The organism is Paraburkholderia sp. BCC1885, from assembly GCF_900996235.1.
GTDB lineage: Bacteria > Pseudomonadota > Gammaproteobacteria > Burkholderiales > Burkholderiaceae > Paraburkholderia.
This window is the reverse complement of the sequence record NZ_CAAJGM010000241.1, coordinates 76,268-102,092: the sequence shown is the minus strand read 5'-3', so window position 1 is coordinate 102,092 and position 25,825 is coordinate 76,268. Positions and strand designations below refer to the sequence as shown.

Annotated in this window: 24 protein-coding genes; 9 read left to right on the top strand and 15 right to left on the bottom strand. The window is 64.6% G+C overall.

Features of this window, described 5'->3' with window-relative positions; translation table 11 throughout:
• Positions 1-87: 87 nt before the first annotated feature.
• A complete protein-coding gene (locus FQ755_RS30720; protein ID WP_144159993.1) occupies positions 88-1,455 on the bottom strand; it encodes an MFS transporter in 1,368 nt (455 codons plus the stop codon).
• A gap of 769 nt (positions 1,456-2,224) precedes the next feature.
• Here FQ755_RS30720 and FQ755_RS30715 point away from each other — a divergent pair.
• Complete coding sequence (locus tag FQ755_RS30715; RefSeq protein WP_144159990.1) at positions 2,225-4,678, top strand: glycogen/starch/alpha-glucan phosphorylase; 2,454 nt, start codon at positions 2,225-2,227, stop codon at positions 4,676-4,678.
• Between the two features lie 126 nt (positions 4,679-4,804).
• Here the strand turns inward: FQ755_RS30715 and FQ755_RS30710 are convergent, their stop codons facing one another.
• The 13 genes from FQ755_RS30710 to phnG form a co-directional block, all read right to left on the bottom strand.
• Positions 4,805-5,902 carry a hypothetical protein gene (locus FQ755_RS30710; protein WP_144159987.1) on the bottom strand — a complete coding sequence of 366 codons (1,098 nt, stop codon included), beginning with the start codon at positions 5,900-5,902 and terminating at the stop codon, positions 4,805-4,807.
• Positions 5,903-6,122: 220 nt separating this feature from the next.
• On the bottom strand, positions 6,123-6,479 hold the full coding sequence (locus tag FQ755_RS30705; RefSeq protein ID WP_260858934.1) for a hypothetical protein: 357 nt from the start codon (positions 6,477-6,479) through the stop codon (positions 6,123-6,125).
• Between the two features lie 132 nt (positions 6,480-6,611).
• Positions 6,612-7,007: a DUF6232 family protein gene (locus tag FQ755_RS30700; RefSeq protein ID WP_144159984.1), complete on the bottom strand. Its 396-nt coding sequence runs from the start codon at positions 7,005-7,007 to the stop codon at positions 6,612-6,614.
• Between the two features lie 221 nt (positions 7,008-7,228).
• The gene (locus tag FQ755_RS30695; protein WP_144159981.1) at positions 7,229-8,386 is read right to left on the bottom strand and encodes a porin; all 1,158 of its coding nucleotides are present in this window, start codon (positions 8,384-8,386) and stop codon (positions 7,229-7,231) included.
• A 436-nt stretch (positions 8,387-8,822) separates the two neighbouring features.
• Positions 8,823-9,938 carry a succinylglutamate desuccinylase/aspartoacylase family protein gene (locus FQ755_RS30690; protein ID WP_144159978.1) on the bottom strand — a complete coding sequence of 372 codons (1,116 nt, stop codon included), beginning with the start codon at positions 9,936-9,938 and terminating at the stop codon, positions 8,823-8,825.
• A gap of 315 nt (positions 9,939-10,253) precedes the next feature.
• Positions 10,254-11,036, bottom strand: coding sequence for an ABC transporter substrate-binding protein (locus tag FQ755_RS30685; RefSeq protein ID WP_144159975.1), 783 nt, complete (start codon positions 11,034-11,036; stop codon positions 10,254-10,256).
• 344 nt (positions 11,037-11,380) lie between these two features.
• Positions 11,381-12,514 (bottom strand): alpha-D-ribose 1-methylphosphonate 5-triphosphate diphosphatase, encoded by a 1,134-nt coding sequence (locus FQ755_RS30680; protein WP_144159972.1) that lies wholly within the window; start codon positions 12,512-12,514, stop codon positions 11,381-11,383.
• A gap of 36 nt (positions 12,515-12,550) precedes the next feature.
• Positions 12,551-13,318 (bottom strand): phosphonate C-P lyase system protein PhnL, encoded by a 768-nt coding sequence (phnL, locus tag FQ755_RS30675; protein WP_144159969.1) that lies wholly within the window; start codon positions 13,316-13,318, stop codon positions 12,551-12,553.
• A gap of 8 nt (positions 13,319-13,326) precedes the next feature.
• Entirely contained in the window at positions 13,327-14,109 is a 783-nt protein-coding gene (gene phnK / locus FQ755_RS30670; protein WP_144159966.1) for a phosphonate C-P lyase system protein PhnK, read from the bottom strand.
• Positions 14,106-15,032 (bottom strand): alpha-D-ribose 1-methylphosphonate 5-phosphate C-P-lyase PhnJ, encoded by a 927-nt coding sequence (locus FQ755_RS30665; RefSeq protein WP_144159963.1) that lies wholly within the window; start codon positions 15,030-15,032, stop codon positions 14,106-14,108. Before FQ755_RS30665 ends, phnK begins: the two co-directional genes overlap by 4 nt.
• Positions 15,029-16,240 (bottom strand): carbon-phosphorus lyase complex subunit PhnI, encoded by a 1,212-nt coding sequence (locus tag FQ755_RS30660; RefSeq protein ID WP_144159960.1) that lies wholly within the window; start codon positions 16,238-16,240, stop codon positions 15,029-15,031. Before FQ755_RS30660 ends, FQ755_RS30665 begins: the two co-directional genes overlap by 4 nt.
• Complete coding sequence (gene phnH / locus FQ755_RS30655) at positions 16,240-16,866, bottom strand: phosphonate C-P lyase system protein PhnH (RefSeq protein WP_144159957.1); 627 nt, start codon at positions 16,864-16,866, stop codon at positions 16,240-16,242. Before phnH ends, FQ755_RS30660 begins: the two co-directional genes overlap by 1 nt.
• 23 nt (positions 16,867-16,889) lie before the next feature.
• On the bottom strand, positions 16,890-17,369 hold the full coding sequence (gene phnG, locus FQ755_RS30650; protein WP_144159954.1) for a phosphonate C-P lyase system protein PhnG: 480 nt from the start codon (positions 17,367-17,369) through the stop codon (positions 16,890-16,892).
• A gap of 178 nt (positions 17,370-17,547) precedes the next feature.
• Here phnG and phnF point away from each other — a divergent pair, with 178 nt between their 5' ends.
• From phnF to FQ755_RS30630, 4 genes are all read left to right on the top strand, one after another.
• A complete protein-coding gene (gene phnF / locus FQ755_RS30645; RefSeq protein ID WP_144159951.1) occupies positions 17,548-18,306 on the top strand; it encodes a phosphonate metabolism transcriptional regulator PhnF in 759 nt (252 codons plus the stop codon).
• Complete coding sequence (locus FQ755_RS30640) at positions 18,303-19,049, top strand: DUF1045 domain-containing protein (protein ID WP_144159948.1); 747 nt, start codon at positions 18,303-18,305, stop codon at positions 19,047-19,049. Before phnF ends, FQ755_RS30640 begins: the two co-directional genes overlap by 4 nt.
• A 2-nt stretch (positions 19,050-19,051) precedes the next feature.
• Positions 19,052-19,609, top strand: a complete 558-nt coding sequence (gene phnN / locus FQ755_RS30635; RefSeq protein WP_144159945.1) for a phosphonate metabolism protein/1,5-bisphosphokinase (PRPP-forming) PhnN — start codon at positions 19,052-19,054, stop codon at positions 19,607-19,609.
• Between the two features lie 147 nt (positions 19,610-19,756).
• Positions 19,757-20,959 (top strand): M20 aminoacylase family protein, encoded by a 1,203-nt coding sequence (locus FQ755_RS30630; protein WP_144159942.1) that lies wholly within the window; start codon positions 19,757-19,759, stop codon positions 20,957-20,959.
• Positions 20,960-20,988: 29 nt separating this feature from the next.
• Here the strand turns inward: FQ755_RS30630 and FQ755_RS30625 are convergent, their stop codons facing one another.
• Positions 20,989-21,822: an IclR family transcriptional regulator gene (locus tag FQ755_RS30625; RefSeq protein ID WP_144159939.1), complete on the bottom strand. Its 834-nt coding sequence runs from the start codon at positions 21,820-21,822 to the stop codon at positions 20,989-20,991.
• Positions 21,823-22,092: 270 nt separating this feature from the next.
• Here FQ755_RS30625 and FQ755_RS30620 point away from each other — a divergent pair, with 270 nt between their 5' ends.
• From FQ755_RS30620 to FQ755_RS30605, 4 genes are all read left to right on the top strand, one after another.
• The gene (locus FQ755_RS30620) at positions 22,093-22,797 is read left to right on the top strand and encodes a FadR/GntR family transcriptional regulator (RefSeq protein WP_144159936.1); all 705 of its coding nucleotides are present in this window, start codon (positions 22,093-22,095) and stop codon (positions 22,795-22,797) included.
• Positions 22,798-22,915: 118 nt separating this feature from the next.
• Entirely contained in the window at positions 22,916-23,809 is an 894-nt protein-coding gene (gene ltnD / locus FQ755_RS30615; RefSeq protein WP_144159933.1) for an L-threonate dehydrogenase, read from the top strand.
• Between the two features lie 11 nt (positions 23,810-23,820).
• Positions 23,821-25,152, top strand: coding sequence for a 3-oxo-tetronate kinase (gene otnK / locus FQ755_RS30610; RefSeq protein WP_144159930.1), 1,332 nt, complete (start codon positions 23,821-23,823; stop codon positions 25,150-25,152).
• Positions 25,149-25,805 carry an aldolase gene (locus FQ755_RS30605; protein ID WP_144159927.1) on the top strand — a complete coding sequence of 219 codons (657 nt, stop codon included), beginning with the start codon at positions 25,149-25,151 and terminating at the stop codon, positions 25,803-25,805. Before otnK ends, FQ755_RS30605 begins: the two co-directional genes overlap by 4 nt.
• The last annotated feature ends 20 nt before the right edge of the window (positions 25,806-25,825 follow it).

The following is a 25,825-nucleotide window of genomic DNA, read 5'->3' as shown; positions in this document are numbered from 1 at the left end:
GAGGGCCTAACCCAGAGGGCGTAATCCGGCGGCCGTAACCCAGGCGCGCCGGGTCTATCCCTTAGACGCTCACGGCATCGTTGCAAATCACCGCGTCGACGAGGGCGCACTCGCCGGCGCCCGGTGCGACGGCGCGAGCAGCCGCAAGCCGCTGGCAATGCTGGCCGCGCCCGCGAACACCGCGCCGGTCGCCAGCGCCAGTGCCGGTCCATGCCGGCCGGCAATACCAAAGCTCAGCGCCACCAGCGCCGCGCCCGTCGTCTGGCCGAGCAGGCGCGCGGTGGCGATGATGCCGCTCGCGCCGCCGCTGCGCTCAGGCGGCGCGCTCGCCATCAGCGCCTTCAGGTTCGGTGACTGGAAAAACCCGAACCCCGCGCCGCAGACCGCCATCCGGATGCCGATATCCCACACTTGCGGATGCGCCGGCAAGAGCGCGAGCGAGGCCATCCCCGCGGCTAACACCGCCAGCCCGGCCGCCCCCAGCAGGCCCGGCGGATAACGATCCGACAGGCGGCCGGCAAAGGGCGCCGCCAGCGCTACGACCACTGGCCACGGCGTCATCAGAAAACCCGTTTCCACCTGGCTGCGATGCAGTACGTCCTCGAAATAGAACGGCAGCGAAACGAACGCGAGACCTTGCGCCGCGAAGGAACAGACCGCGGTTACCGCCGATAACGCGAAAACCGGCAGCTTGAACAGGTCGACCGGGAGCATCGGTGCGGGATGCCCGGCCTCGCGCCGCATCAGCAAGAGCCCGAAGACGACGGCCACCGCCGCCGCGCCCAGCACATATAGGGCGGGCTCGCGCTGCGCGGCCTCGCCGAGCGCGAAGATCAGCGCGGCGAACGTGATCACGTTGAGCAGCGCCGCGACGCGGTCGAAGTGATGCGTGCCGCGCGTGGTTTGCGGCAGCGCGGGCAGGGCGAACGCCAGCGCGACGACGCCCAGCGGCACGTTGACCGCGAACAACCACGGCCAGGTGGCGATCGAGAGAATCAGCGAGGCCACCGTCGGGCCGACCGCGAACGACACCCCCACCACCAGCGCGTTGAGTCCCAAGCCGCGCCCCAGCCGATGCGGCGGGAACAGGTAGCGGATCAGCGCGGTATTGACGCTCATGATTGCGCTTGCGCCCAAGCCCTGCAGCATCCGCGCCGCGGCCAGCAGCGGCAGCGTGCCGGACAGCGAGCAGGCGAGCGATGCCAGCGTAAACAGCGCGATGCCTGCGATGTAGACGCGCCGGTGGCCGACGATCTCGCCGAGTGCCGCGAGCGGCAGCAAGGTGGCGACCATCGCCAGCTGATAGGCGTTGATGATCCACACCGAGGCGGCGGGCGCGGCGTGCAGGTCGGCGGCGATGGCCGGCAGCGCGGTATTGGCGATGGCCGTGTCGAGCGTGGCGAGCGCGACGGCCAGCGTCAGGGCCGCCATCGCGCGGCGATTGCTGGCGGACATGGGGCCATCGCCGGGAGGGGCGGTGTCGGAGGGGAGCGGGGTCTTCGCGGACAAGGGCTGGCTCGACGGGTGGCGCGGGCTCCCCGAGGCGGTAGGCGAGCGCCTCGCGGGATCGATGCGATCGCGCGGATTAATAGGATAAAGCGGGGTGACGCAGACTCGACAGTCCGCTTACTTGTATCGAGCGTGCCGGCAACGGCCGACCGGACGGACGCATACGGCGCGCGACGAGTTAAGGAGATTGTTACAGAGCCCGGAAAATTCTGCTGGCAGCCGCGCAGGGCGGGGGCGCGCAATGCAACGGCGCCGGAGACAGCGGATATTGGCGGCGCGATGGCATGAAAAAAACGCAACTAACGGTCAATCCTCGCCGCCGCCTCCGAGCATCTTCGCCCTCGGATAGCAAATACAGCGAGCATGAATCATGCGTCCATCCCGACAGCCGTTCGACCACGATAACGCAGGCAGGCGCGCCACGTGCGTGTGCAGTCCGCTTGGTCGCATCCGTGCCTTCTTCCTCCGCCAAACTTGTGCAGGCGGGCAGGTGGATGAAGGCGTGCCTGCACCGTATCTGTGCCGGACGTACCCCACACGGGCATTTATCTCCCCGCGCGGGGCGAGTTTCGCGCAGTATCGAGGGTCCGAGTTCCGGATGACAGGAGGCTCGGAAATGTCCTACTCTGCATATTTACCCGCCTGACAGGCACGCGCCTCCCGTCCGTCAACTGTGCGGTTCGCGTGTGCTGTGTCGCACTTACCGGAGGCTTCAATGACAGCCGTGGATCTGGAGTTCGACCAGCTCAACAGTACTGTCGATGCGCTACGGCGCTCTATTTCCAATCGCATGATGTACGGTGTCGGTAAGGACGCCGTCACCGCTCGTCCACACGACTGGCTGCACGCCGCGGCGCTCGCGGTACGCGACCGTCTGGTCGCACGCTGGATGAAAACCACGCGTCTGCAATACGAGCAGGACGTGAAGCGCGTGTATTACCTGTCGATGGAATTTTTGATCGGCCGTACTTTCACCAACGCGCTGCTGGCGCTCGGCATCTACGAGCCGATGCGCGAGGCGCTGGCCAGCCTTGGCGTCGACATGGAAGTCCTGACCGATATGGAACCGGATGCCGCGCTCGGCAACGGAGGGCTGGGGCGCCTCGCGGCCTGCTTCCTCGATTCGATGGCGACGCTCGGCATCCCTGGTTTCGGTTACGGCATCCGTTACGAATACGGCATGTTCCGCCAGCAGATCGTCAATGGCGAGCAGGTCGAGGCGCCGGATTACTGGCTGCGCGCCGGCAATCCGTGGGAGTTTCCGCGCTCGGAGATCCAGTATCTGGTTCACTTCGGCGGCCGCACGGTGCAACGCGGCGAGCACGTCGAATGGATCGACACCGAGCATGTCAACGCCATGGCCTATGACACGGTCATCCCTGGGTACGCGACCAGCGCGACCAACACGCTGCGCCTGTGGTCCGCGCGGGCCTCGCAGGAGCTCGACCTGTCCGCGTTCAACCGCGGCGACTACCGCAGCGCCGTGGATGCCAAGACGATGTCGGAAAACGTCTCGCGCCTGCTCTATCCCGACGATTCCACGCCGGCCGGCCGCGAACTGCGCCTGCGTCAGGAGTATTTTTTCGTCTCGGCGACCATGCAGGACCTGATCCGCCGCTATCAGCGCACCCACAGCACGTTTGGCCGCTTTGCCGAAAAGGTGGCGGTGCATCTGAACGACACGCACCCGGTGCTGGCGATTCCTGAACTGATGCGCCTGCTGGTGGACGTACATCACGTGCCGTGGGACAAGGCGTGGCACCAGATCCAGCAGATGTTCTCCTACACCAACCACACGCTGATGCCCGAGGCGCTGGAAACGTGGGATGTCGAGACGTTGGCGCGCCTGCTGCCACGCCATCTCGAGATCATCTTCGAGATCAACGCGCAGTTTCTCAAGCACGTCAGCGAACAGTCGGGCCACGACGCCGAAATGATCCGGCGCATTTCGCTGGTGGATGAATACGGTCAGCGGCGCGTGCGCATGGCCTACCTCGCGATTGTGGCGAGCCAGAAGGTCAACGGCGTCTCGAAGCTGCACTCGCAATTGATGACGCGCGACATCTTCGCCGACTTCGCGCGCATCTACCCGGATCGTTTTACCAACGTCACCAATGGCATCACGCCGCGCCGCTGGCTCGCGCAGGCGAGCCCGTCGCTATCGTTGCTGATCGACGAGCAGATCGGCACGCACTGGCGCCGCGATCTGTTCGAACTCGAAAAGCTGCGCGATCTGCGCAACGACAGCGCGTTCATCGATGCCTTCCGCGAAGCGAAGCGGCAGAACAAGCTGCGCCTCGCCCAGCATCTCGCACATCATTCGAAGGTCCATTTCGACCCGGAGGCGTTGTTCGATCTGCAGGTGAAGCGCATCCACGAATACAAGCGGCAACTGCTGAACGTGCTGCATGTGATCACGCGCTATAACCAGATTCGCGAGAATCCGCAGCGCGACTGGGTGCCGCGCGTGGTGATGTTCGCGGGCAAGGCGGCCTCCGCATACCGGATGGCCAAGACCATCATCAAGCTGATCGGCGATGTGAGCGAAAAGGTCAACAACGACCCGCTGATCGGCGATCGCCTGAAGGTGGTGTTCGTGCCGAACTACGGCGTGAGCGTGGCCGAACTGATCATTCCGGCGGCGGATTTGTCCGAACAGATTTCAATGGCTGGCACCGAGGCGTCGGGCACTGGCAACATGAAGCTGGCGCTCAACGGCGCGCTGACCATTGGCACCATGGACGGTGCGAACATCGAGATTTGCGACGCGGTTGGGCGCGAGAATATTTTCATCTTTGGCCATACCGCCGACGAAGTGGACGGCTTGCGCGCCGCCGGTTACCGTCCGCGCCAGCTCTACGAAGAAAACCCCGAATTGCGCATGGCGCTCGACCAGATTCGCTCGGGCTTCTTTTCGCCCGACGATCCGCTGCGCTTCGCGGACATCTTCCACACGCTGGTCGACTGGGGCGATCACTACATGGTGCTGGCGGATTTCGCGGCATTCGCCGAGGCGCAAAAGGAAGTCGACGAGCGCTTCCGCAATCCGCGCGCGTGGACCGAAAGCGCGATCGAAAACGTGGCCGGCATGGGCCAGTTCTCGTCCGATCGCACGATCGGCGAATATGCACGCAATATCTGGCATGTGAAGCCGCTCGATATGTCGTGAGGATGCCGCCGCCGTGAAGATACCGCGGGTTTTGACGACGTAAAAATGCCGCCGGGCCGCATGTAAAAGCATGCGGCCCGGCGGCGTCGTATCAAGGTTCGCTGCGGCGAGGCGCGCGCAGCGGCGTTACGGCGCGAACGACTCGGAAGTTTTGCTGGCGCGCACGCCAAGCTGACCGCGCGGGAAGTCGAACAGCACATCCAGATTCTGCATGGCCATCAAACCGACGACGATCCGGTTGGCGCCGGGTTTCGCCTTGGCGATCGTTACCTGCGCGCTTTCATATCGATGCGCCCACGACCCGACGCCCAGCGCGACATCGTAGTTGCCTTGCGCGAGCACGTCGTTTTCCTCGCCGTCGCCGGTCCAGGCCGGCGCCTTGTCGGTCTCCACGCGAATCATCTCGGTGCTGCCGGTGCTGAACACTACCGGCGCGCAGAAGCGCAGCTTGTCGCCCACCTGCACGCAGCCGAGCGGCCACTGCGACGCGCCGTTTTGCGCAGCCGTCATGGGTACCATCGTGAAATCGCGCGTGAGCGCCGCCGACGGACTGAGAATCACAAACGGTTTAGCCAAATTGGCACGGACCAGATAGCGCTGGCCGATATTGCCCGGCAGGGCGCGTAGCGGTTGCGTGCAGCAGTCGTCGTCGGGTTGCGCGGCGCCCGCACCGACGATACCCGAGAACGCAAAGCCGAATTCGCCGGTGTAGCCGTCCATGGCGAGGCATTTTTTCTGGTTGCGCTGGCAGCGCACGTCGTTGACGGCCTGCGCTTCGACTTCCACCGGCTGGGTGCCGGCCATGCTGAACGGCAGCTTCACCGACGGCCCGGAAACCACGGCGCCGTTTGCGAACGTCAAGGATGTTACCGGTTGCGTGGCGGTGTAGTTTGTCCGCGGCAGCACCGACGCCAGCACGCGCACACCCTGGATGCCGGTGTCGAATGCCATATACACCGCCTTGCCGTCGAGCTGGACCGGCAAGCCGAGGCGCGCGTGACCTTCGTCGGCGCGTTCAAGGTGCAGCGGTACCAGCAGACCGTCCGCGCCGTTATTGATCAACGTGGCGGCGGGAGCGGGCGGCGTGGGAACCGGAAAGGTGACGGCGCAGCCGCCGAGCGTGGCCGCGCCGACGAGCGCAGCCGTCGCGAGGGTGTTCAGACGCCCGGACAGGGACGGAATGCAGCGGAAAAAGCGCAGACAATTTCGGGACAACTCGTACATGAGGGCACACTTTGCAAAAGAGCGAGTCCCTGGCGGAGGCGGTGCATCGTGAACGGTGAAGCGTGCAGCAATGGCGACAGTCGCGAGGGCCGTTTGCCTTGCCGGCAATGGAATGAAGGCGCTTGCGAGGCCTGCGGGAGGGACCGCGGGATAAAAGAACCGCCGACTCTACCTGCCTCGCTATATCGAATTGCAAAAGCGTGTAAATCCTTGATCTGGATCAAAAGTCGTTGGCCAGATCCAATGGGCGGCGAATCACGGTTTGTACCGCGCGGCCGAGGATGGCGCGGTCGAGTGCCCCGGCCAGCGCGCCGATCACTTCATCGAGAGTGCGGAAGATCACTTCGACGCGGAAGGTGATGCGCTCGTTGCGCTTGTCGATGGTGACCACATAAAGACGCAGATTGGTGCCGAGCGCGGCATGCAGCGCCCGCCTGCCGATGGCCGAGGAGGTGCCGGGTACGGTGACGTCGAGTGTGACGAGCGGGACGCGGACCGGCGCCGCAGGGGCCGGCGAGCGCAAACCTCGCGGAGGCACGGTGGCAGGAGCGGCGGGCGCGGCGGTGGACTGTAACATCGTGAATCGCCGCGACCGGGCGGAGCGGCGTGTGGTGGAGATGAATCCACTGTAGCCGCGCGTGTCTCAAGCGGGTGCAAAAGCTCGTGGTCTGCGGGTTAATTTTGTGTTAACGCGCAGCCGGCTTGCGGATCAGGCCTTCGGCGCCGCGCTCGCTGCCGCCGCGAGGGTTGCGCGCACGGTTTGCGCCACGCGTTCCACGAAGTCCAGATCCACACTCGATAGCGCCTCACGCTCGCCGCTGGCGGTTTCGACGATCAGGCGGTGCGTGACGTCCTGGGTGATCCACGTCAGCCACCCGACCACTGCCAGCATGACCCCGCAGACAATGCCCGCCGGCGAGCGGAACACGCCGCCGGCAATCGCGCCGATCACTCCGATTACCGAAATGGTGACGGGCAAAATCTTGTTTTTCTGCACGGTGACGACCCGCACGGCGAGAATCTCGCGGAGCGGGAAAACCTGTCCGGCGGCGGAGAGTGCGTTGCGCGTGACCGAGACGCCACGGTCGTTGAAAGGGGTTTCCATCAGGCGGATGCGAGCGGTAGCAAAGCGCGCAGGGTAACAGAAGCGAGGCCGGAGGAGAAAGGGGCTGGGTGACGCAGAGGGCCTTTCAGATACACCCGCAGACGCACAAACGCCCGGACGAGGCGCCCATGACGGGCGCCCGTTCGGGCGTTTTCAGCTCATCTTCAGCTCACACGGCGCGTTCCGGGAGGCCTGCGGCTGCCCGGAGACGCAACTGCCGCTTAGAACTTGACGCGGATGCCAGCGCGAACGGCCAGCTGCGTGTCGGCACCAGCGACCGGCAGGTAGCTGCTCGTGCTCACACCAATCTGCGATTGCAGCGGTGTGCCGTTTGCCAGCTTGCCCTTGGCAGCCTGGTACACGCCAAGCAGGTACACGTCGGTGCGCTTGCTCAGTGCGTAGTCGACGCTGGCGTCGACCTGGTTCCAGTGACCGTTGGTCAGGTCCTTGGCTTGCATGTACGTGTAGCCCAATGCGCCCGTCAGTGCCGGCGTGATGGCGTACTTCGCGCCTGCTTCATACGCGTTGAACGTCGTCATGTGGCCAGCGAGTTCTTCGATGTTGGTGTGCGTCCACAGCGCCCACATCGTTGCCGGTCCGATCGAGTACTTGGCGCCGACGCCCGTCGTAGCCAGATCCTTCACCGTGCCGCCCGTGATCGTTGCCGAACCGTTCGCCACCGACGTCGGGAACGCTGCCGGCGACGCTGCTGCCGGGAAGCGGATGTCCGTGTACGCTGCACCGACAGCAAACGGGCCGTTCGCGTAGTTCAGGCCGAAGCTGTATGCCGACGAACCCGAGGTCGACGAACCGGACGGGCCGCCCTGGAACGAACCAGCCGTATTCGAGAAGCCGTACATGCCGCCGAACGTCAGGCCGTAGTAGTTCGCGCTGCTGAACTTCACCGCATTGCTGATACGGCTCGACGTCAACTGGTCGAGGTCGTTGATGTGGTAGCCATAGTTGCCTGCGACGGTTTCGCCGCCGTTAGCATAGATGCCACCCAGATAGTCGGTCGAGAACGAGTATTGGCGGCCGAACGTCAGCGAGCCGATGCCGTCCTTCGACAGACCAACGTAAGCCTGGCGGCCGAACAGCGAGCTACCTTGGCCCAGTGCGCCAGTGCCCGAGTTGAAGCCGTTTTCCAAGTCGAAGATGGCCTTCAGACCGCCACCGAGGTCTTCAGAGCCGCGCAGGCCCCAGCGGCTGCCTTGCGAGACGCCGTCACCATATTGGTACAGGCTCTTGGCGCCCGTGCCGGCGTGGTTCACATACGTGACACCAGCGTCGATCAGGCCGTACAGCGTAACGCTGCTTTGTGCATGAGCTGCGCCAGCGAAGGCTGCGAGGATAGCGGTGGCTAAAACTTTCTTGTTCAAGAGATTCTCCGGATTAAAAGAGGCGATCACGAGCCTGGCTCTTCTGGCAGGTCACGCGATGGTCGCCAATTTAAGGGAGCGGACGGTAAAGGAATGTGACAGCTGGATTATTTGGAGAATCTGTAGTGTGAATGCGACATTTGAATTGCCGACCCGGAAAATGTCGTGCGCCCGGGCGCGGTTTGTGTAACGGGGAGAATCGAGATTATTGCGAAAAACAACGCATATAACCCCATTCCTTGGTACTTTTACTGGCCGGGAGAGAAACAGAGAAAATCGCGGTCTGAGGCTTTTATTCGAAACGAATATGTGGCATTGGTTCGATGTAAATCAAATACCAGGCAAGGCTAATTATCCCGCCGTAGTCTCATTTAAGGAGACAGCCCGCTGGCGGTGTTTTTACCGCTACCGTCAGCCGGGCTAAATCGGTTATCAATCAATTGGATAGCAGCGATCCCGAGCGGAACGCCCTGGCGCCGGCAATGCGGGCGAATTCGAGCCCCGCGGTCGCAAAACGCGTCAGGTGCCGCGCGTACAACACGCCGGCGACGCTGCTTTTGAGCGTCACGACCTGATTGGTCAGCGGATCGACGATATCGGCGATCTCATGACCCGCGTCCACCCAGCTGCCGACTTCGGCGCGATACACCAGCACGCCGCTGATGGGCGCGACGATCGGCTCGGCGCCGGCGAGCGGCGTCGCGGCAAACTCGAGCGCGGGCATCGGCGCGGCGGTGCCGTCGATAACCCCGCGGTGCGTCAGGTATTCGACGATGCCTTGCGCATCGTGTTCGGCATATTCATACGACACGTTGCGCTGGCCGCGCAGTTCGACCGTCACCGAGACCGAGCCGTTCGGAATCGGGAAGCGGTCACCGAAACGGCCCCGCAGATCCGACCAGCAGAAGCTGTGAATTTCGTCGAACGGATTGCCGACCGAATTCAGCGCCAGCAGCGAGGCCTTGGCTTCCAGATAGCGCGCGAGCGGCTCGACTTCCGGCCACAGGTCCGGGTTGGTGTACAGATGCAGCGCGGCTTCCCAGTCGCAATGCAGGTCGAGCACGACATCGGCGTCATACGAGAGTTTTTGCAGCGCGAGGCGTTGCGAGTCGAGTTCGGTGGCCGGCTCAATGGCGTCCAGCGCTTCGCGCATCGCGGTGCGGATCGCCTGGCGGTTCTGGTCGACGTCGTCGGTCAGGCGCGCTTCGATCACCGGTTGCACGAGGGCGGACAGATCGTGGAAATTGCGATTGAAGTTCTGCGCGGTGCCGGTTTCGAAGCGGCCGGTGTGCAGGCCGAGGAAATGCTGGTTCAGGCCAATTGGATTGGCCACCGGCACGACGATGACTTCGCCCTTGATCTTGCCCGCGCTTTCGAGCGCGGCCAGCTTGTGACGCAAGGCCCACGACACCAGCATGCCGGGCAGCTCGTCGGCGTGCAGGGACGACTGGATGTAGATTTTTTGCCCGCCGCCGGGACCGTAGTGAAAACTCGTCAGGTTGCGCGCGGTGCCGAGTGTCGGGGAAATCAGCGGATGGGTTTGGGTTTGCATGGTGTCTGAAGCGCGGCGGCCTCACGAGGTGTCGCGCTATGTCGTTGATTTCAGTTCGGAAAATCGATTATGTGAGCGGCTTGCGGCGACGCGGACATGGCTGGCGCGCGACGCGGCGCAATCGCTCGATCTTAGCCGATATGCGTGCCTCGCGTGAGCGGTTGCGCGCTTGCGGCGCGTGCGGCCATTGAATGGCCATTCAGGCTGCCGCCCGGGAGGCGATCCGAACGGCGCTCCAAACGAAACGGGCTCCGCATCTTGCGGAGCCCGTCTGCATCGATTCAGAAGCGGCGCGGCGAGCCGCGCCGACGGCGCTTAGCTGCCGTACACGTCGAACGTGAAATACTTGTTCTCGAGCTTCTTGTACGTGCCGTCCTTGATCATGTCGGCGATAGCCTTGTCGACCTTGGCCTTCAGATCGGTGTCTTCCTTGCGCATGCCGATGCCGGCGCCGTTGCCGAGAACCTTCTCGTCGACGATGTCCTTGCCGGCGAATTCATAACCCGCACCGCGCGGCGTCTTCAGGAAGCCCAGGTCGGCTTCCACTGCATCTTGCAGCGAAGCGTCCAGACGGCCCGACAGCAGGTCGGTGTAGACCTGGTCCTGGTTCTGGTACGAGACAACCTTGGCGCCCTTCGGCTCCCAGTAGGTCTTCGCGTAGGTTTCCTGGATCGTGCCCTGTTCGACGCCAACCGTCTTGCCGGCCAGCGATTCCGGCGTCGGCTGCAGGCCCGAACCCTTCTTCGTGACGAGGCGCGTCGGCGTGTTGAACAGCTTCGACGAGAAAGCGATCTGTTCCGCGCGTTGCGGCGTCATGGACATGGACGACAGCACGCCGTCGAACTTCTTCGCCTTCAGAGCCGGGATCATGCCGTCGAAGTCGTTTTCGACCCACACGCACTTGGCGTTCAGGCGCTTGCAGATTTCATTGCCGAGGTCGATATCGAAACCGACGAGCTTGCCGTCCGAACCTTTGGATTCGAACGGGGGATAGCTGGCGTCAACGCCGAAACGGATGGTGGTCCAGTCTTTCGCATGTGCGCCAATCGAAACGGTGGCAAGCAGAGCGATCGTCAAAGCCGCTAGCAGTTTTTTCACTGTTTTACTCCTCGGTGGTAGTTCGTATTGCTCCCGCTGGCGGTTGTGCCGCCGCGAGATAGTGCCCGGCGTGACCGGCGGCCGGGCAGAGTTCACGTCCGCGGACCGGGCGGCCTGCAGCGCGGGCAAAGCTTATCAGGTCAAAAAGTTTACGTACTCAGTAAAACACCGGATGGCGGCTACCCCGCGCACCTGGCGTTCTCCGTTGACCTGCCGCTCAATCAGCCCAATGGCCGCCGTCGGGGCCGGACGACGCGTCTTCCGCTGATTTCGGCCATGCTGCCTGCATAGGGCGAGATCGCGGCACGCGCGATTGTACGAGTTCCACCACCGGATCAACAAGGTCAGACGATGCGCGCGCCTTCCCGATACGTGGCGCGCGGCACCGGCAGCGTATCGAGCATCGTCACGCGCACGAAGTCTGCTCGCAGACCTGGTGCAATCGCGCCGCGATCGTGCAGGCCCGCGGTGCGCGCCGGTTCGGCCGACACCGTCGCCATCGCGCGCGGCAGCGCCCAGCCGGCCTTCTCCACCAGATCGAACACGGCCGTCAGCAAACTGGACGGCACATAATCCGACGACAGGATGTCGAGCAGATCCGCCCTGGCCAGTTCGAGCGCGGACACGTTGCCCGAGTGCGAGCCGCCGCGCACGATGTTCGGCGCGCCCATGATCGTGGAGATGCGGTGCTTGCGGGCCGCTTCGGCGGCGACGCGGGTGGTCGGAAATTCCGCCAGCACGATGCCTTCGGCGGCGGCCTGTTCGACGTGCTCGACGAGCGTGTCGTCGTGGCTCGCCACCGGCAGGCCGAGCGCCTTGCAGCGCGCGACGATCTCGTGGCGGTGTGCGTCGGCGTAACGTTCCTGTTCGATGCTCAGTTCGGCCAGCGCGTTCGTGACGTGCTCATCGGAGAGCTTGCCGTTGCGTTCCTGGAAGCGGCGCCATTGTTCGCGGTCGTGCCATTGACGCTGGCCCGGCGTGTGGTCCATCACCGAGGCGAGGCGCAGCAGCGGATGGCCGCAAAGCGAATCGAAAATTTCGACTACGTCGGCTGTCGCGATCTCACAGCGCAGATGCAGAAAGTGCTCGGCGCGCAGCAGGTTACGTTCGGAGAAACGGCTGAGGGCCTGTGCGCATTGCGTTTGCAGATCGCGGCCACGCAGACCGGCATTCACGCGCGAACCGATCGCAAGCGCGTCGAAGACGGTGGTGATGCCGGCCGCGGCCACCTGCGCGTCGTGGATCACGAAAGCGGCGTCCGTATTCCATTGCACGCCGGGGCGCGGCGCCAGATGCTTTTCGAGGTTGTCCGTGTGCAGTTCGATCAGACCCGGCAGCAGGTAATCGCCCTCCCAATCCTCGGCTTCACGCGCGGAAGTCGTGCCGCGTTCGACGTCGTGGATCTTGCCGTCTTCGATCCGCACCACGCCGGTAAATACGTCGTCTCGCGTCACGATGCGAGCGTTTCTGATCAACATCGACATGCTCCGTAGTCAGTCTGCTGTGTGGGTATGTCAGTGTAGCGCCGCAGGCTGGCGCGACGGCGGCTGGAGTTCGAGGCGGCGCGTGGCCACTTTGGCGCGGGTATCTTCGTCGTGAAAGATGCCGACGATCGCCGCGCCGCCTTCGCGTGCCTCGACGATCAGATCGGCCACCACGTCGCGGTTTTCCGCATCGAGCGAAGCGGTCGGCTCATCGAGCAACAGCAGCGGATGGCCGGCAATCAGGCCGCGCGCGATGTTCACGCGCTGCTGCTCGCCGCCCGAAAAAGTTGCGGGCGCCAGCGACCACAGCCGCTCGGGCACATTCAGGCGCGCCAGCAGCGCGGCGGCGCGCGCGCTGGCTTCGTCCTCGGCCACCCCGCGCGAGATCAGCGGCTCGGCCACCAGCGCGAGTGTCGTCACACGCGGAATCACACGCAGAAACTGGCTCACGTAGCCCACCACATCGCGCCGCAGGCGCAGTACGTCATGCGGCTCGGCGCCGGTAATCGCAACGTGTTGCGCGTCGTGCGCAGCCGAGCGGATCGCAATGGCGCCGGAACTCGCCAGATAGTTGCCATAGAGACAACGCAACAGCGTGCTCTTGCCGGCGCCCGACGGCCCCACCAGCACGACGCACTCGCCCTGTTCGACGTCGAGCGAGACACCCGCGAGTGCGTCGATCTGCACACCGCCCTGGGCATGCAGCGTGAAGGTCTTGCCGATGTTGACGGCGCGCAGCATCAGCGCTGCGTTGTCGATGAATGCGCGTTCGAACGCGCCTGATTCGATGGATGACATCGTGGACCTCAAACCGGCAGAACGGAAGAAACCAGCGTTTGCGTGTACGGATGTTGCGGATCGTCGAGTACCTGATCGGTCAGGCCCGCTTCGACGACCTCGCCGCCTTGCATCACCATCAGCCGATGCGCGAGCAGACGCGCCACGCCGATGTCGTGCGTGACGATCAGCACGGAAAGATGCAGCGTGCTAGTGAGCGTGCGCAACAGGTCGAGCAGACGTGCCTGCACGGAGACATCCAGGCCGGCAGTGGGCTCGTCCATGAACACGAGGCGCGGTCCGGTGACGAGATTGCGCGCAATCTGCAAGCGCTGCTGCATGCCGCCGGAAAATGCCGCCGGCAGTTCGTCGATACGCGTGGCGTCCAGTTCGACGCGCTCCATCCATTGTGTCGCGGTATGGCGAATCTGGCCGTAGTGACGCGCGCCGACCGCCATCAACGGCTCGCCGATATTGGCGCCGGCGGAGACGCCGCTACGCAGGCCGTCGCGCGGATTCTGCTGCACGAAGCCCCATTCGGTGCGCATCAGCAGGCGGCGGCGCGGCTCGGACAAGGTCCGCAGGTCGAGCGTGTCGCCGTGCGTGGCCTGGTAGTGCAGCGTGCCGGTATCGGCCTCGGTGCGCAATGCGAGAGTGTTGAGCAAGGTGGTCTTGCCCGAACCCGATTCGCCGACGATGCACAGCACCTCGCCCGGATACAGGTCGAAGCTGACGTTTCTGCAGCCGTTACGGCCGCCGTATTGCTTGCTGAGCGCGCGGGCGCTCAGCAGCGGGCTCGTGTGCGCGCTCATGCGGATTCTCCTGCGGCGTTGGCAGTGGCCTCGCCGGCTTCGCCCGCCTGCTGCTCGCGGCGGTCGTGGCAGTAGTCGCTATCCGAGCAGACGAACATGCGCTTGCCGGCGTCGTCGACGATCATTTCGTCGAGGAAGCTCTCCTTCGATCCGCACAGCGCGCAGGCATGTTCCCAGCGCTGGATTTCGAACGGATGGTCGTCGAAGTCGAGACTGCGCACGCGGGTGTAGGGCGGAATCGCGTGGATGCGCCGCTCGCGTCCGGCGCCGAACAACTGCAGGGCGGCATTCATGTGCATCTTCGGGTTGTCGAACTTCGGGATCGGCGAGGGCGAGGTCAGATAGCGCTCGTTGACGATCACCGGATAGTCATACGTCGTGGCAATGCTGCCGTGATGCACGATGTCCTCGTAGAGCTTCACGCTGATCAGGCCGTAATCGGCTAACGCATGCAGCTTTTTGCACTCGGCGATGCGTGGTTCGAGCCGGTAGAGCGGCTCGGGCATCGGCACCTGATAGACGAGAATCTGTTTGTCGGTGAGCGGTGTTTCGGGAATCCGGTGACGCGTCTGCACGATCGTCGCTTCCGACGTGCGGCGGGTCGTCGCCACGCCGGTGGTACGCGCAAAGAAGCGGCGGATGTTGACCGCATTGGTGGTTTCGTCCGAACCCTGGTCGATCACCTTGAGCGTGTCGCTGCGACCAATGATCGCCGCGGTCACCTGGATACCGCCGGTGCCCCAGCCGAACGGCAGCGGCATTTCACGCGAGGCGAACGGCACCTGATAACCCGGCACCGCGACTGCTTTGAGCAGCGAGCGGCGGATCATGCGCTTGGTCTGTTCGTCGAGATAGGCGAAGTTATAGCCTTCAGCCGCGCTGTCGTAGGAAGCGCTGGCGACTTGTGTTTCGGGCGCGTTCATGCGGCTTGCTCCTGCTGGTCGTGACCGGTGTGCGTCGGTTGCGAAGGCTGCGGCGCTTCAGTTGATTCGGACACCTGTGCAGTTTGCGCAGCGGCGTGTTGCGCCCGCAAACGGCGCACGAGTTCGAGTTCGGCCTGGAAGTCCACATAGTGCGGCAGCTTCAGATGCTGGACGAAGCCGGATGCTTCGACGTTATCGCTATGCGACAGCATGAATTCGATGTCCTGAGTCGGCGAGCCCACCGTTTCGCCGAGTTCTTCGGCACGTAGCGCGCGATCGACGAGCGCCATGGCCATCGCCTTGCGCTCCGAATGGCCGAAGGCGAGGCCGTAACCTTGCGTGAAGGTGGGCGGAACTTCGGTATTGCCGTGGAACTGGTTGATCATCTGGCATTCGGTGATGTCGATTTCGCCGATCTCCACCGCTTCGCCGAGTTCGTCGAGTTCCATTTCCACCGTCACCGAGCCGAAGCGGATCTCGCCTGCGAACGGGTGCGAATTCGCGTAGCCGCGTTGCGTCGCATAGCCCATCGCCAGCAAAAAGCCTTCGTCGCCGCGGGCCAGATTCTGCAAACGGGTCGCGCGGTTGGCGGGGAACGAGAGCGGCTCGCGCGTCAGGTCGCGCGGTTCGGGCGCGCCGGGCAGCGAGGTTTCCTGTTCGATCAGGCCTTCCTGGTTGAGCAGCGTGACGACGCGCGGCATGGATTCGGCTTCGGCGGCTTCCGCAGTTTCGCCGGTCGCAGCGCCGGGCCGGACGGTGCGCGACGCCTGCGTATCCGACGCGCTGCCATTGGCCTGTGCATCCGCCATCAGCTTGAAATCGAGCAGACGCTGCGTGTAATCGTAAGTAGCCCCAAGCAACTGGCCACCCGGCAGATCCTTGAAGGTCGCCGAGATGCGGCGCTCCACCACCATGGTCTCGCTATCGAGCGGTTGCGTGTAGCCAAAGCGCGGCAACGTGGTGCGATACGCGCGCAACAGGAAGATCGCTTCCACCAGATCGCCGGCAGCCTGCTTGATGGCCAGCGCGGCGAGGTCTTCGTCGTATACCGAACCTTCGGTCATCACGCGGGCCACTGAAAGACGCAACTGCTCGCGAATCTGTCCGACGCTCAACTCGGCGAGCCGCGTATCGCCGCGGCGCGACTTGTCGAGCAGACGCCACGATGCTTCGATCGCGCGTTCTCCACCCTTGACGGCTACGTACATCAGTTCACCTTTGCTTGAGTTGTGCGCGGCAGACCGATCAGCGTGTTGCCGCAGACGAGATAGCAATCGATGCCGCACGGGAATAGCGGCGCGAGGCTGGCGCGCTCGCGCCAGAAATGTTCAGGCAGGCCGACCGGCGCGATGCTGGCGGTGTGTTCGATGCCGGGGCCGCTCAATACGACCTGCGGACCGCCGCTGAGCGCCTCGACGCGGATCAGCAGGGTCACCGACTGCTCGGGCGTCTCCGCCGCGCCGAGCGAGAAGTGCTCGAGTTGCGGCAGCAGCGCGGCGTCATGGATATAGGCGAACGCGGCGTCCTGCGCCTCGTCGACGAGCGGCGCGCCGGTATGAAAGCGCAGCGCCGAGGCGAGCGCCGCGTCGGGTTCGGCGAGCCACACGGGGGTCGAGTAATCGCACAGCGTGAGCAGAGCCGCCAACGCAGCGAGGTCGGCGCGCGAACGATGCGTGCCGTTTGCCTGTGACGCCGGCAAGACGTTCTCCACGACGCCAACCGTGCCCGGCCGCGACAGTGCGTCGAGCAGTGTGCGAAACACCGCCTGGGTGTCGTGGACCGGATCGCTAAAGCCGGGTGCGAGTGCGGAAAGGGCAATCTGTGAGGAGTTCATCGCGTTTTCAGTCAGGTTGTCCATTAGTCGCCTCGCACCATCGTGAAGAATTCGACACGCGTCGACGCGGCTTCCTGTCGGCGTGCTGCGCGTTGCGCCGCCAGCTGGGCGGCGAGCGGTTCGATCAACCGGCCATGCAGATGCGCATGCTCCGGCAATTGCAGCAGCGCGTCGGCGAGCGCGGCGAGTTCGGCGCGGCGGCGGTCGCGGCCCAGGTGGCAGGCCACACCCACCGGCGTCACGCCGCCCTCGTTGCGCAGACGCAGCGTGGCGCGGGTAACGGTGGCTTCGCCGAGATTGAAGGCGTCGCCGCTGCCGCCGACGCGGCCGCGCACCATGGCGAGACCGGTTTCGGGCGGCCGCAGCCAGTCGAATTCAGGCGGCCGGGCGCCTTCCAGCGCGTGGCTCAGTGCGGCTTCGAGTTCGGCGCGCGGCGTGTGCGCCAGCACGGCCATCCATGCGCGCCGCATGGCGGAGGAAGGCGAGGCGGAAGAGGCACTCATCGGGGTTCCTGTTGATCCAGCGAGTCGTCATTTGACCATCTATTCATCTAAACGTCTAGACGTTTAGAGGTAAACCGCTTGTGTCCGCGGCAAGCTCGTGTTTTCATATTTCCATCACGGCTTGCGCACTACAATGCACGTCACAACGAATATTTGAACCGAAGGGAATGACAGCACCATGACATCGAACGACAGCGTCACGCCAGGCTCGCAGCTTGAACGAGGCGCGGGTGTTGCCGTGTGGCGGCAAATCGAACAGATCCTCGCCGCCGAGATCGCGGCAAGCGGTTTCGGCGCAGAGGGACGCCTGCCGAGCGAGGGCGAACTCGCCAAACGCTTCGACGTCAACCGTCATACGGTGCGGCGCGCCATGCTCGGACTCGCGGCGCTCGGCCTCGTGAGCGTGGAGCAGGGGCGCGGCACCTTCGTGCAGCCCGGTGCCATCGACTATTCGATTGGCCGTCGCACACGTTTTACCGAGAACCTGCGTCAGCAGCATCATGCGGCAGGCGGCGCGATGCTGTCGGCGGCGCGTGTGAAGGCCGAACCGAACGTTGCCAAGGCGCTCGGCCTGCGCGCGGGCGCCGCCGTGTACCGCATCGAATCGCTGCATGAATCGGATGGCGTGCCGCTGACCTTTGCGCGCAACTGGTATCCCGCGGCGCGTTTTCCGGATTTGCCGGATGTGCTGGAGCGCACCGGCGGCATCACCAAGGCAATGGCCGAGCTGGGCGTGTCCGACTATCTGCGCAAATGGAGCCGTATCGGCAGCGTGCTGCCGGAGCCGGAAGTGGCGCGGCGCCTGAATATCAACCGCCAGCAACCGGTATTGTGGGTCGAGAACGTCGACGTCGATCTGGATGGCGCGCCGGTCAAATACGGCGTGACGCACTTCGCGGCGGATCGCGTGCAACTGATGGTGGAAAACGACCTATGAGCGGGGCGCCGGGCGTGGTGAACGAAGCGCGCGAATGGTCGGCCGAGGCGCGTTTCGCGGTGTATTACGCGCCGTCGCGCGCGTCCGCATGGTGGCAGGCGGGCTCGGAATGGCTAGGCGGCGATGTGGAGAGCGGTGTTTCGTGTATTCCGCCGCAACCGCAGGGGTTAACGCGTCCGTTGAACGAACTGACGACAGCGCCGCGCCGCTATGGCTGGCACGGCACGCTGGTCGCTCCCTTTCGACTCGCTGACGGCGTTACGCCGGATGGCGTGCTCGACGATGCACGCGGCTGGGCGCAGCGGCAAGCGCCGTTTCAGCTACCGGTGGAAGCCGCCACGCTCGGCGATTTCGTCGCGCTGCGGCCCACCGCGCCCGCAGGCGACGCCGCCATGCGCGAGCTGGCGTCCAGCGCGCTGCGCACGCTAGGCGGCTTGCGCGCGAAACCCTCCGCCGCCGATCTGGCGCGCCGCCTCGCGGCGCCGTTGACCGAGCGCCAGCGCAGCCTGCTGCTGGAATGGGGCTATCCATACGTCTTCGACGAATTCCGTTTTCACATGACGCTGTCGAGTTCGCTCGCAGCCGCCGACGAGCGCGCCGCGCTGGTCGCGTGGTGGCACGAGCGGATTGCCGCGCTGGGTCCGCTGGTGGTCGACAGCGCGGCGTTGTTTGTCGAACCTGCACCGGGTGCGCCTTTTGTGCTGTGGCAGCGTCTGCCGTTTCGAACTGGGGGAGTGGTTTAACGATGAATGGCCGTTTGATCTATGTGATGGGCCCGTCCGGCGCGGGCAAGGATTCGCTGCTGGGTTTCGCGCGCAGCCGGCTCAAGACCGAACCTTTCCTGTTTGCGCACCGCTACATTACGCGGCCGAGCGGCAACGGCGAGGCGCATGTGGAGCTGAGCGTCGAAGAGTTCGAGGTGCGCTCCGCGCTCGGTCTCTTCGCGCTCGAATGGTCGAGTCATGGGCTGCGGTATGGCATCGGCATTGAAATCGACCTGTGGCTCGAACGCGGCTGTACGGTGGTCATCAACGGTTCGCGTGAGTATCTGGAGCAAACGCTGCGGCGCTATCCGGCGCTCGACGTGGTCTATATCGACGCGGCTGCGCACGTGCTCGAAGCCCGGCTCGGCGCGCGCGCACGCGAAAACGCCGAACAGGTGGCCGAACGGCTCGCGCGACGCGCCCCGTTCGTCACGCCCGCCGGGGTTCATCTCACCACCATCGACAATTCCGGTGTGCTCGAAGACGCGGGCCGCGCCTTCGTCGACGTGGTGCGCGGCGCGGTGGCGTTTGGGCTATGAAGATGGCGCGCCGTTGCTTGCGGCTCGCGCCCGCTTGCGCCACGCGTTAAAGAAGCCGGCGGAGATTCGGGCAGAATGGCGCAGATCTGGCGTTAGCGCTTTCCAGTTCGCGGCGTGAGCCGCGGCGTCACCCATTCGGAGTCCACGATGAGCGAAGCATCCCAACCGGCCGGCCATTTCACCGAACTCGAACATCTCGCGCCCGCCGCCGCGCGGTTGCGTGAAATTCGCCACCATATTCACCAGCATCCGGAACTGGCCTACGAAGAGGTCGCGACTGCCGCGCTCGTCGCGGACAAGCTCGAACAATGGGGCTGGCAGGTCACGCGCGGCGTGGGACGCACCGGCGTGGTGGGCACGCTCAAGGTGGGCGACGGCACGCGCAGCATCGGGATTCGCGCGGACATGGACGCGCTGCCGATCATCGAAGAAACCGGTCTGCCTTACGCGAGCGGCACCCACGGCAAGATGCACGCGTGCGGCCACGACGGCCACACCACCATGCTGCTTGGCGCAGCGGAACATCTGGCGAAGACGCGCGGCTTCTCGGGCACCGTGCATCTGTATTTCCAGCCGGCTGAAGAAATCGGCATCGATAGCGGCGCGAGGAAGATGATCGAAGACGGCCTGTTCGAGCGTTTTCCCTGCGATGCCGTGTTCGGCGTGCACAACCATCCCGGCGCCGAACCGGGCGTGCTGCTGTTTCGCAAAGGGCCGTTCATGTCGGCGGGCGACAAGGCGATCATTACCATCGAAGGCGTCGGCGGCCACGCGGCGCGTCCGCAATTGACGGTCGATCCGGTGGTGATTGCGGCCAGCATTGTGATGGCTTTGCAGACCATCGTGGCGCGCAATGTGGATCCGTCGCAACCGGCGGTGGTGACGGTCGGCTCCATGCACGCCGGCACCGCGAATAACGTCATCTCCAGCACGGCCACGCTCGAATTGAGCGTGCGATCGTTTAGTCCGGAGATTCGCGCGCTGCTGAAGAGACGCATCATCGAACTGGCCGAGAGCCAGGCGCAGAGCTATGGCGGGAAGGCTCTCGTCGATTACGTCGAAGGGTATCCGGTGGTGGTGAATTCGGATGCGGAAACGGAGTTCGCCATTGAAGTGGCGCGCGAACTGGTGGGCGACGACAAAGTGGTCGCGCAGACCGACATCCTGATGGGCAGCGAAGATTTCGCCTTCATGCTGCAGAAGCGGCCGGGCACATTCCTGCGCATCGGCAATGGCGTGGGCGAGGACGGCTGCATGGTGCACAACCCGCACTACGACTTCAACGACCACAATCTGACCGTCGGCGCCGCGTTCTGGACGCGGCTAGTGGAGCGGTATCTGGGACGGTAAGGGCGCCCTCCGCCCGTCAACCCTGGTCGTTAGCCGCGCCGCGCTACCAGATCCGACACGTTCTGCGCCGCTAACTGCAGCGGCTCCAGGAACGCCTTCACCATTTGCTTCGCTGAATTGCGCTGGGCGTTGCCGCTGATATTCATCGCGGCAATCACGCGTCCCTGGCGGTTGCGGATTGGCGCGGAGAGCGAGATCAAACCGCCTTCCAGTTCCTGATCGACGACCGCCCAGCCCTGGCGGCGCACCTGGGCGATCAGCTTCTTCAACTCTTCCTTATCGACCACCGTGCGCGGCGTATGCGCGTACATCGGCGCCGAGGCGAGCGTGGCCTCGAGCGTGTCGTCGTCGAGCGCGGCCAGCAGGACGCGGCCCATCGAGGTGCAGTAGGCGGGCAAACGGCTGCCGATCGACAGGTTGATGGTCATGATCTTATGAGTCGGCACGCGCAGCACATACACGATTTCGCTGCGGTCGAGCACCGCCGCCGAGACGCTTTCGTGGACATGCGCCGAGAGTTCTTCCATCACCGGTTCGGCGAGATTCCAGAACGGCATCGAGGTCAGATAGGCGAAGCCGAGATCGAGGATCTTCGGTGTCAGGCGAAACAGGCGCCCTTCCGCTTCAACATAGCCGAGCGTCTGCAAGGTCAGCAGAATGCGGCGCGCCCCAGCTCGCGTGAGACCGGTGGCGGCGGCGACGTCGGTGAGCGTCTGTTCGGGCCGTTCCGCGTTGAAGACACGGATCACCGCCAGACCGCGTGCGAACGACTGCACATACGAATCGCCCGGTTTGTCCGGAGCGTCCGCAATGTGGCGGGCGCTGGCCGGATCGGCAGGAGACGCTTGGGGAGCTTTGCTCATGGGCCTCTTCGGGAAAACAGGGGTGACGGTGCGACGGACCTTGCGCCGGATCTCGCGCTCTTTAGGCCGCGCCCGGGTCAAACCTCGAGTTGCGCGACCGGCGCGGAAAGCCGTGAAGATAGCTTATGCCCTGCATTTCGCCAACCTCGCCGATTTAGTCTCCGGGACGGAACCCTGCTTGCAAGGCCGCCCATCACCAGGGTTTTCGGGGATGTCGAGCGCTGGCATAATTTGTATGATGACCTGATAACCCGATCAATCGAGACCCGGATGTTTGAAAAGATTCCCGCCCGCGCCCTGAGCGATACCGTCGCGCAGCAATTGCTCAAGCAGATCGACAAGGGTAGCTTTGCGCGCGGCGGCAAGCTGCCCACCGAAGCCGTGCTGGCCGAACAGTTCGGGGTAAGCCGCACGGTAATCCGCGAGGCGATCTCGCGCCTGAAGAACGAAGGCGTGGTGGAACCGCGCCAAGGCAGCGGGGTGTTCATCGCGGCGCACGGCGCGATCCGACCACTGCGTATCGATTACGCGGAGGCGGTGGAAGCCGGGTCGGTGTGGCAGATTCTCGCGCTGCGCCGGGCGATCGAAGCCGAGGTAGCGTCCGAGGCCGCGATGCGGCGCAGCGATGCCGACATGAGGTCGATCGACGCGGCCCTTGCCCGCATCGACGCAGCCGTCGCCGAAGGCGAAGACGGCGTCGCCGAAGACGTGGCTTTTCACCGTGCGATTGCCGTGGCCACCGGCAATCCGTATTTCCTCAAGACGCTCGCGTTCCTGAATCAGTATCTCGAAGCAGGCACGGTGGTCACGCGCCGCAATGAGGCCTTGCGCGAGGACTTTTCGCGTCAGGTACGCGAGGAGCATGCGGCCGTGGTGGCCGCGATTCGCGCGGGCGATCCGATGGCGGCGCGCAACGCCGCCCGCACGCATATGTACAACGCGGCGCGTCGTCTGGCGGAAGCCGGCATCTGTTGATGTGATGAAACATGCTCGCGCATGCGGCTGGCGAGGCAGGCACGCGGCCGATCAGGCAGGCTTGGCAACGTGACGGCGCAGCAACGTCGCTCTCTACGAATTTGATTCGGAGTACAGCATGTCGAGAAATGTCGGAGTCATTGGGCTGGGCGCAATGGGGCTGGGCGTCGCCCGCTCGCTGCTGAGAGCAGGTTTTCGCGTGCACGCATGTGATCTGCGCCACGCCGTGCTGGAAAGTTTCGCGGCGGACGGCGGCATCGCCTGCGCGAACCCGGCCGAATTGGGCGCGCAGTGCGAGGTTGTCGTCACGCTGGTGGTCAACGCGGCGCAGACCGAGACGGTGTTGTTCGGCGAGCAAGGCGCGGTAGCCGCCATGAAGCCGGGCAATGTGGTGATCGCGAGCGCCACCGTTGCGCCCGACTTCGCCATTGAACTGGGCCGGCGCGTCGAGGCGGCCGGTCTGCAGATGCTCGACGCCCCCGTGTCCGGTGGCGCCGCGCGTGCCGCATCCGGCGAGATGACCATGATGACCGCAGGTCCGGCCGCGGCCTACGCCGCCTGCGAGGACGTGCTTGCCGGCATGGCCGGCAAGGTTTACCGGCTGGGTTCGGAGCATGGCGTCGGCTCGAAGGTGAAGATCATCAACCAGTTGCTGGCGGGCGTGCATATCGCGGCGGCTGCTGAAGCCATGGCGCTCGGCTTGCGTGAGGGCGTCGATGCGGAATCGCTTTACGACGTGATCACCCACAGCGCCGGCAATTCGTGGATGTTCGAAAATCGCGTGCCGCATATCCTCAAGGGCGATTACACGCCGCTCTCGGCGGTGGATATCTTCGTCAAGGATCTGGGGCTCGTGCTCGACACCGCGCGCCGTTCGAAATTTCCCCTGCCGCTTTCGGCGGCGGCACATCAGATGTTCATGATGGCGTCCTCCGCTGGACATGGCGGCGAGGACGACTCGGCGGTGATCAAGATTTTCCCCGGCATCGACGTGCCGGCGGCGAAGTCTTAGTCGGAGCTGCCATGACGACATCATCTGCTCGGCCGCTGCTCGGCTGCATTGCCGACGATTTCACGGGCGCCACGGATCTCGCCAACATGCTGGTGCGCGGCGGTATGCGCACGGTGCAGAGCATTGGCGTGCCGGCATCCGGCGAACGGGTCGAAGCCGATGCGCTGGTGGTGGCGCTGAAATCGCGCACGATCCCGGCCGCCGACGCCGTGGCGCAAGCGCTTGCCGCGCTCAACTGGTTGCGCGCGCAAGGATGTCGGCAGTTCTTTTTCAAGTACTGCTCGACTTTCGATTCGACGGATGCGGGCAACATCGGCCGGGTTGCGGATGCCTTGCTCGACGCGCTGTCGGATGCGGGCGCCTCCGGCGAGTCGGAGGCGAGGGCCGGGGCCTTCACGATCGCCTGTCCCGCGTTTCCGGAGAACGGCCGCACGATCTATCGCGGTCATCTGTTTGTCGGCGACGTGTTGCTCAACGAGTCGGGCATGGAGAATCATCCGCTGACGCCGATGACCGACGCGAATCTCGTGCACGTCCTGCAGCGGCAGACACCCTACAAGGTCGGGCTCGTGCGCTATGACTGCGTCGCCCACGGCGCCGCGAAAGTGCGCGAGGTATTCGATGCGTTGCAGCGCGACGGCACACGCATGGCGATCACCGACGCCCTCTCGGACGCGGACCTGTACACGCTCGGCGAGGCATGCGCGGATCTCGCTCTGATCACCGGCGGCTCCGGTATTGCGCTTGGCTTGCCGGCGAACTTTCGCCGCGCCGGCTTGCTGGCAGACAAAGCGGATGCGGCTCAGTTGCCGCCGGTCGAGGGGTTGTCGGCCGTGCTGGCGGGCAGCGCCTCAAAAGCGACCAATGCGCAGGTGGCGGCCTGGCGCGAAAGCCAGCCCGCGTTCCGCATCGATCCGCTGGCGGCCGCGCGCGGCGAGCCGGTCGTCGAACAGGCGCTCGACTTTGCACGCGGGCACCTCGGCAATCGACAGCCGGTGCTGATCTACGCCACGGCGACGCCCGACGAAGTCAAGGCGGTGCAGAGCGAACTCGGCGCGCAGCAGGCGGGACATCTGGTGGAAAGCACGCTTGCCGCAATCGCCTGCGGCTTGCATGAACTCGGCGTGCGTAAATTCGTGGTGGCGGGTGGCGAGACCTCGGGCGCGGTGGTCCAGGCGCTCGGCGTGCATACGTTGCGCATCGGCGCGCAGATCGACCCGGGCGTGCCGGCGACGGCGACCATCGGCGACACTCCGCTTGCGCTCGCCCTCAAATCCGGCAACTTCGGCGCGACCGACTTCTTCGCCAAGGCGCTACGCCATCTCGACGGGACGGTGTCATGAGTTTAGGAATCCATATCGATGGCGAGGCGCGGATTCGCGAAGAGATCTGCACCACGGGGGCGAGTTTGTATCAACGTGGCTACACGGTGGGAAGCGCGGGCAATATCAGCGCGCGCCTCGACGATGGCTGGCTCATCACCCCGACCGATGCCTGCCTCGGCCGCCTCGATCCGGCCGACATCGCCAAAGTCGATCGGGCGGGCAATGCGGTGTCGGGCGGCAAGCCATCGAAGACACTGGCGCTGCATCGCGGCATCTACGCGCGCAACGCGCAGGCTCGCGGCATTGTCCATACTCATTCGACCCATCTGGTAGCGTTGACGCTGGCCGGTGTATGGAGCGAGGAGGACGTACTGCCGCCGCTCACACCGTATTACGTGATGAAGGTGGGCCACATTCCGCTGATTCGTTACCGGCCGCCAGGCGATCCGCAGGTCGCGGAACAGATCGCGGCGCTCGCGGACACCGTGCGCGGCGTGTTGCTGGAGCGGCTTGGGCCTGTGGTATGGGAGCGCTCGGTGGCGCATGCATCTTATGCACTGGAAGAACTTGAAGAGACCGCGCGGCTATGGCTAATGACGCAGCCGCGACCCGCGCCGCTTGACGCGGCCGCGCTGGAGGAGTTACGCAAGGTGTTTGGCGCGCGCTGGTAGCGCGCGCTTCACGTCCGGCC

Coding starts and splice junctions, on each gene's coding strand:
- FQ755_RS30720 (WP_144159993.1), bottom strand. CDS start 1,455: ATGTCCGCCAGCAATCGCCGCGCGATGGCGGCCCTGACGCTGGCCGTC.
- FQ755_RS30715 (WP_144159990.1), top strand. CDS start 2,225: ATGACAGCCGTGGATCTGGAGTTCGACCAGCTCAACAGTACTGTCGAT.
- FQ755_RS30710 (WP_144159987.1), bottom strand. CDS start 5,902: ATGTACGAGTTGTCCCGAAATTGTCTGCGCTTTTTCCGCTGCATTCCG.
- FQ755_RS30705 (WP_260858934.1), bottom strand. CDS start 6,479: ATGTTACAGTCCACCGCCGCGCCCGCCGCTCCTGCCACCGTGCCTCCG.
- FQ755_RS30700 (WP_144159984.1), bottom strand. CDS start 7,007: ATGGAAACCCCTTTCAACGACCGTGGCGTCTCGGTCACGCGCAACGCA.
- FQ755_RS30690 (WP_144159978.1), bottom strand. CDS start 9,938: ATGCAAACCCAAACCCATCCGCTGATTTCCCCGACACTCGGCACCGCG.
- FQ755_RS30680 (WP_144159972.1), bottom strand. CDS start 12,514: ATGTTGATCAGAAACGCTCGCATCGTGACGCGAGACGACGTATTTACC.
- phnL (WP_144159969.1), bottom strand. CDS start 13,318: ATGTCATCCATCGAATCAGGCGCGTTCGAACGCGCATTCATCGACAAC.
- phnK (WP_144159966.1), bottom strand. CDS start 14,109: ATGAGCGCGCACACGAGCCCGCTGCTGAGCGCCCGCGCGCTCAGCAAG.
- FQ755_RS30665 (WP_144159963.1), bottom strand. CDS start 15,032: ATGAACGCGCCCGAAACACAAGTCGCCAGCGCTTCCTACGACAGCGCG.
- FQ755_RS30660 (WP_144159960.1), bottom strand. CDS start 16,240: ATGTACGTAGCCGTCAAGGGTGGAGAACGCGCGATCGAAGCATCGTGG.
- phnH (WP_144159957.1), bottom strand. CDS start 16,866: ATGAACTCCTCACAGATTGCCCTTTCCGCACTCGCACCCGGCTTTAGC.
- phnG (WP_144159954.1), bottom strand. CDS start 17,369: ATGAGTGCCTCTTCCGCCTCGCCTTCCTCCGCCATGCGGCGCGCATGG.
- phnF (WP_144159951.1), top strand. CDS start 17,548: ATGACATCGAACGACAGCGTCACGCCAGGCTCGCAGCTTGAACGAGGC.
- FQ755_RS30640 (WP_144159948.1), top strand. CDS start 18,303: ATGAGCGGGGCGCCGGGCGTGGTGAACGAAGCGCGCGAATGGTCGGCC.
- phnN (WP_144159945.1), top strand. CDS start 19,052: ATGAATGGCCGTTTGATCTATGTGATGGGCCCGTCCGGCGCGGGCAAG.
- FQ755_RS30630 (WP_144159942.1), top strand. CDS start 19,757: ATGAGCGAAGCATCCCAACCGGCCGGCCATTTCACCGAACTCGAACAT.
- FQ755_RS30625 (WP_144159939.1), bottom strand. CDS start 21,822: ATGAGCAAAGCTCCCCAAGCGTCTCCTGCCGATCCGGCCAGCGCCCGC.
- FQ755_RS30620 (WP_144159936.1), top strand. CDS start 22,093: ATGTTTGAAAAGATTCCCGCCCGCGCCCTGAGCGATACCGTCGCGCAG.
- ltnD (WP_144159933.1), top strand. CDS start 22,916: ATGTCGAGAAATGTCGGAGTCATTGGGCTGGGCGCAATGGGGCTGGGC.
- otnK (WP_144159930.1), top strand. CDS start 23,821: ATGACGACATCATCTGCTCGGCCGCTGCTCGGCTGCATTGCCGACGAT.
- FQ755_RS30605 (WP_144159927.1), top strand. CDS start 25,149: ATGAGTTTAGGAATCCATATCGATGGCGAGGCGCGGATTCGCGAAGAG.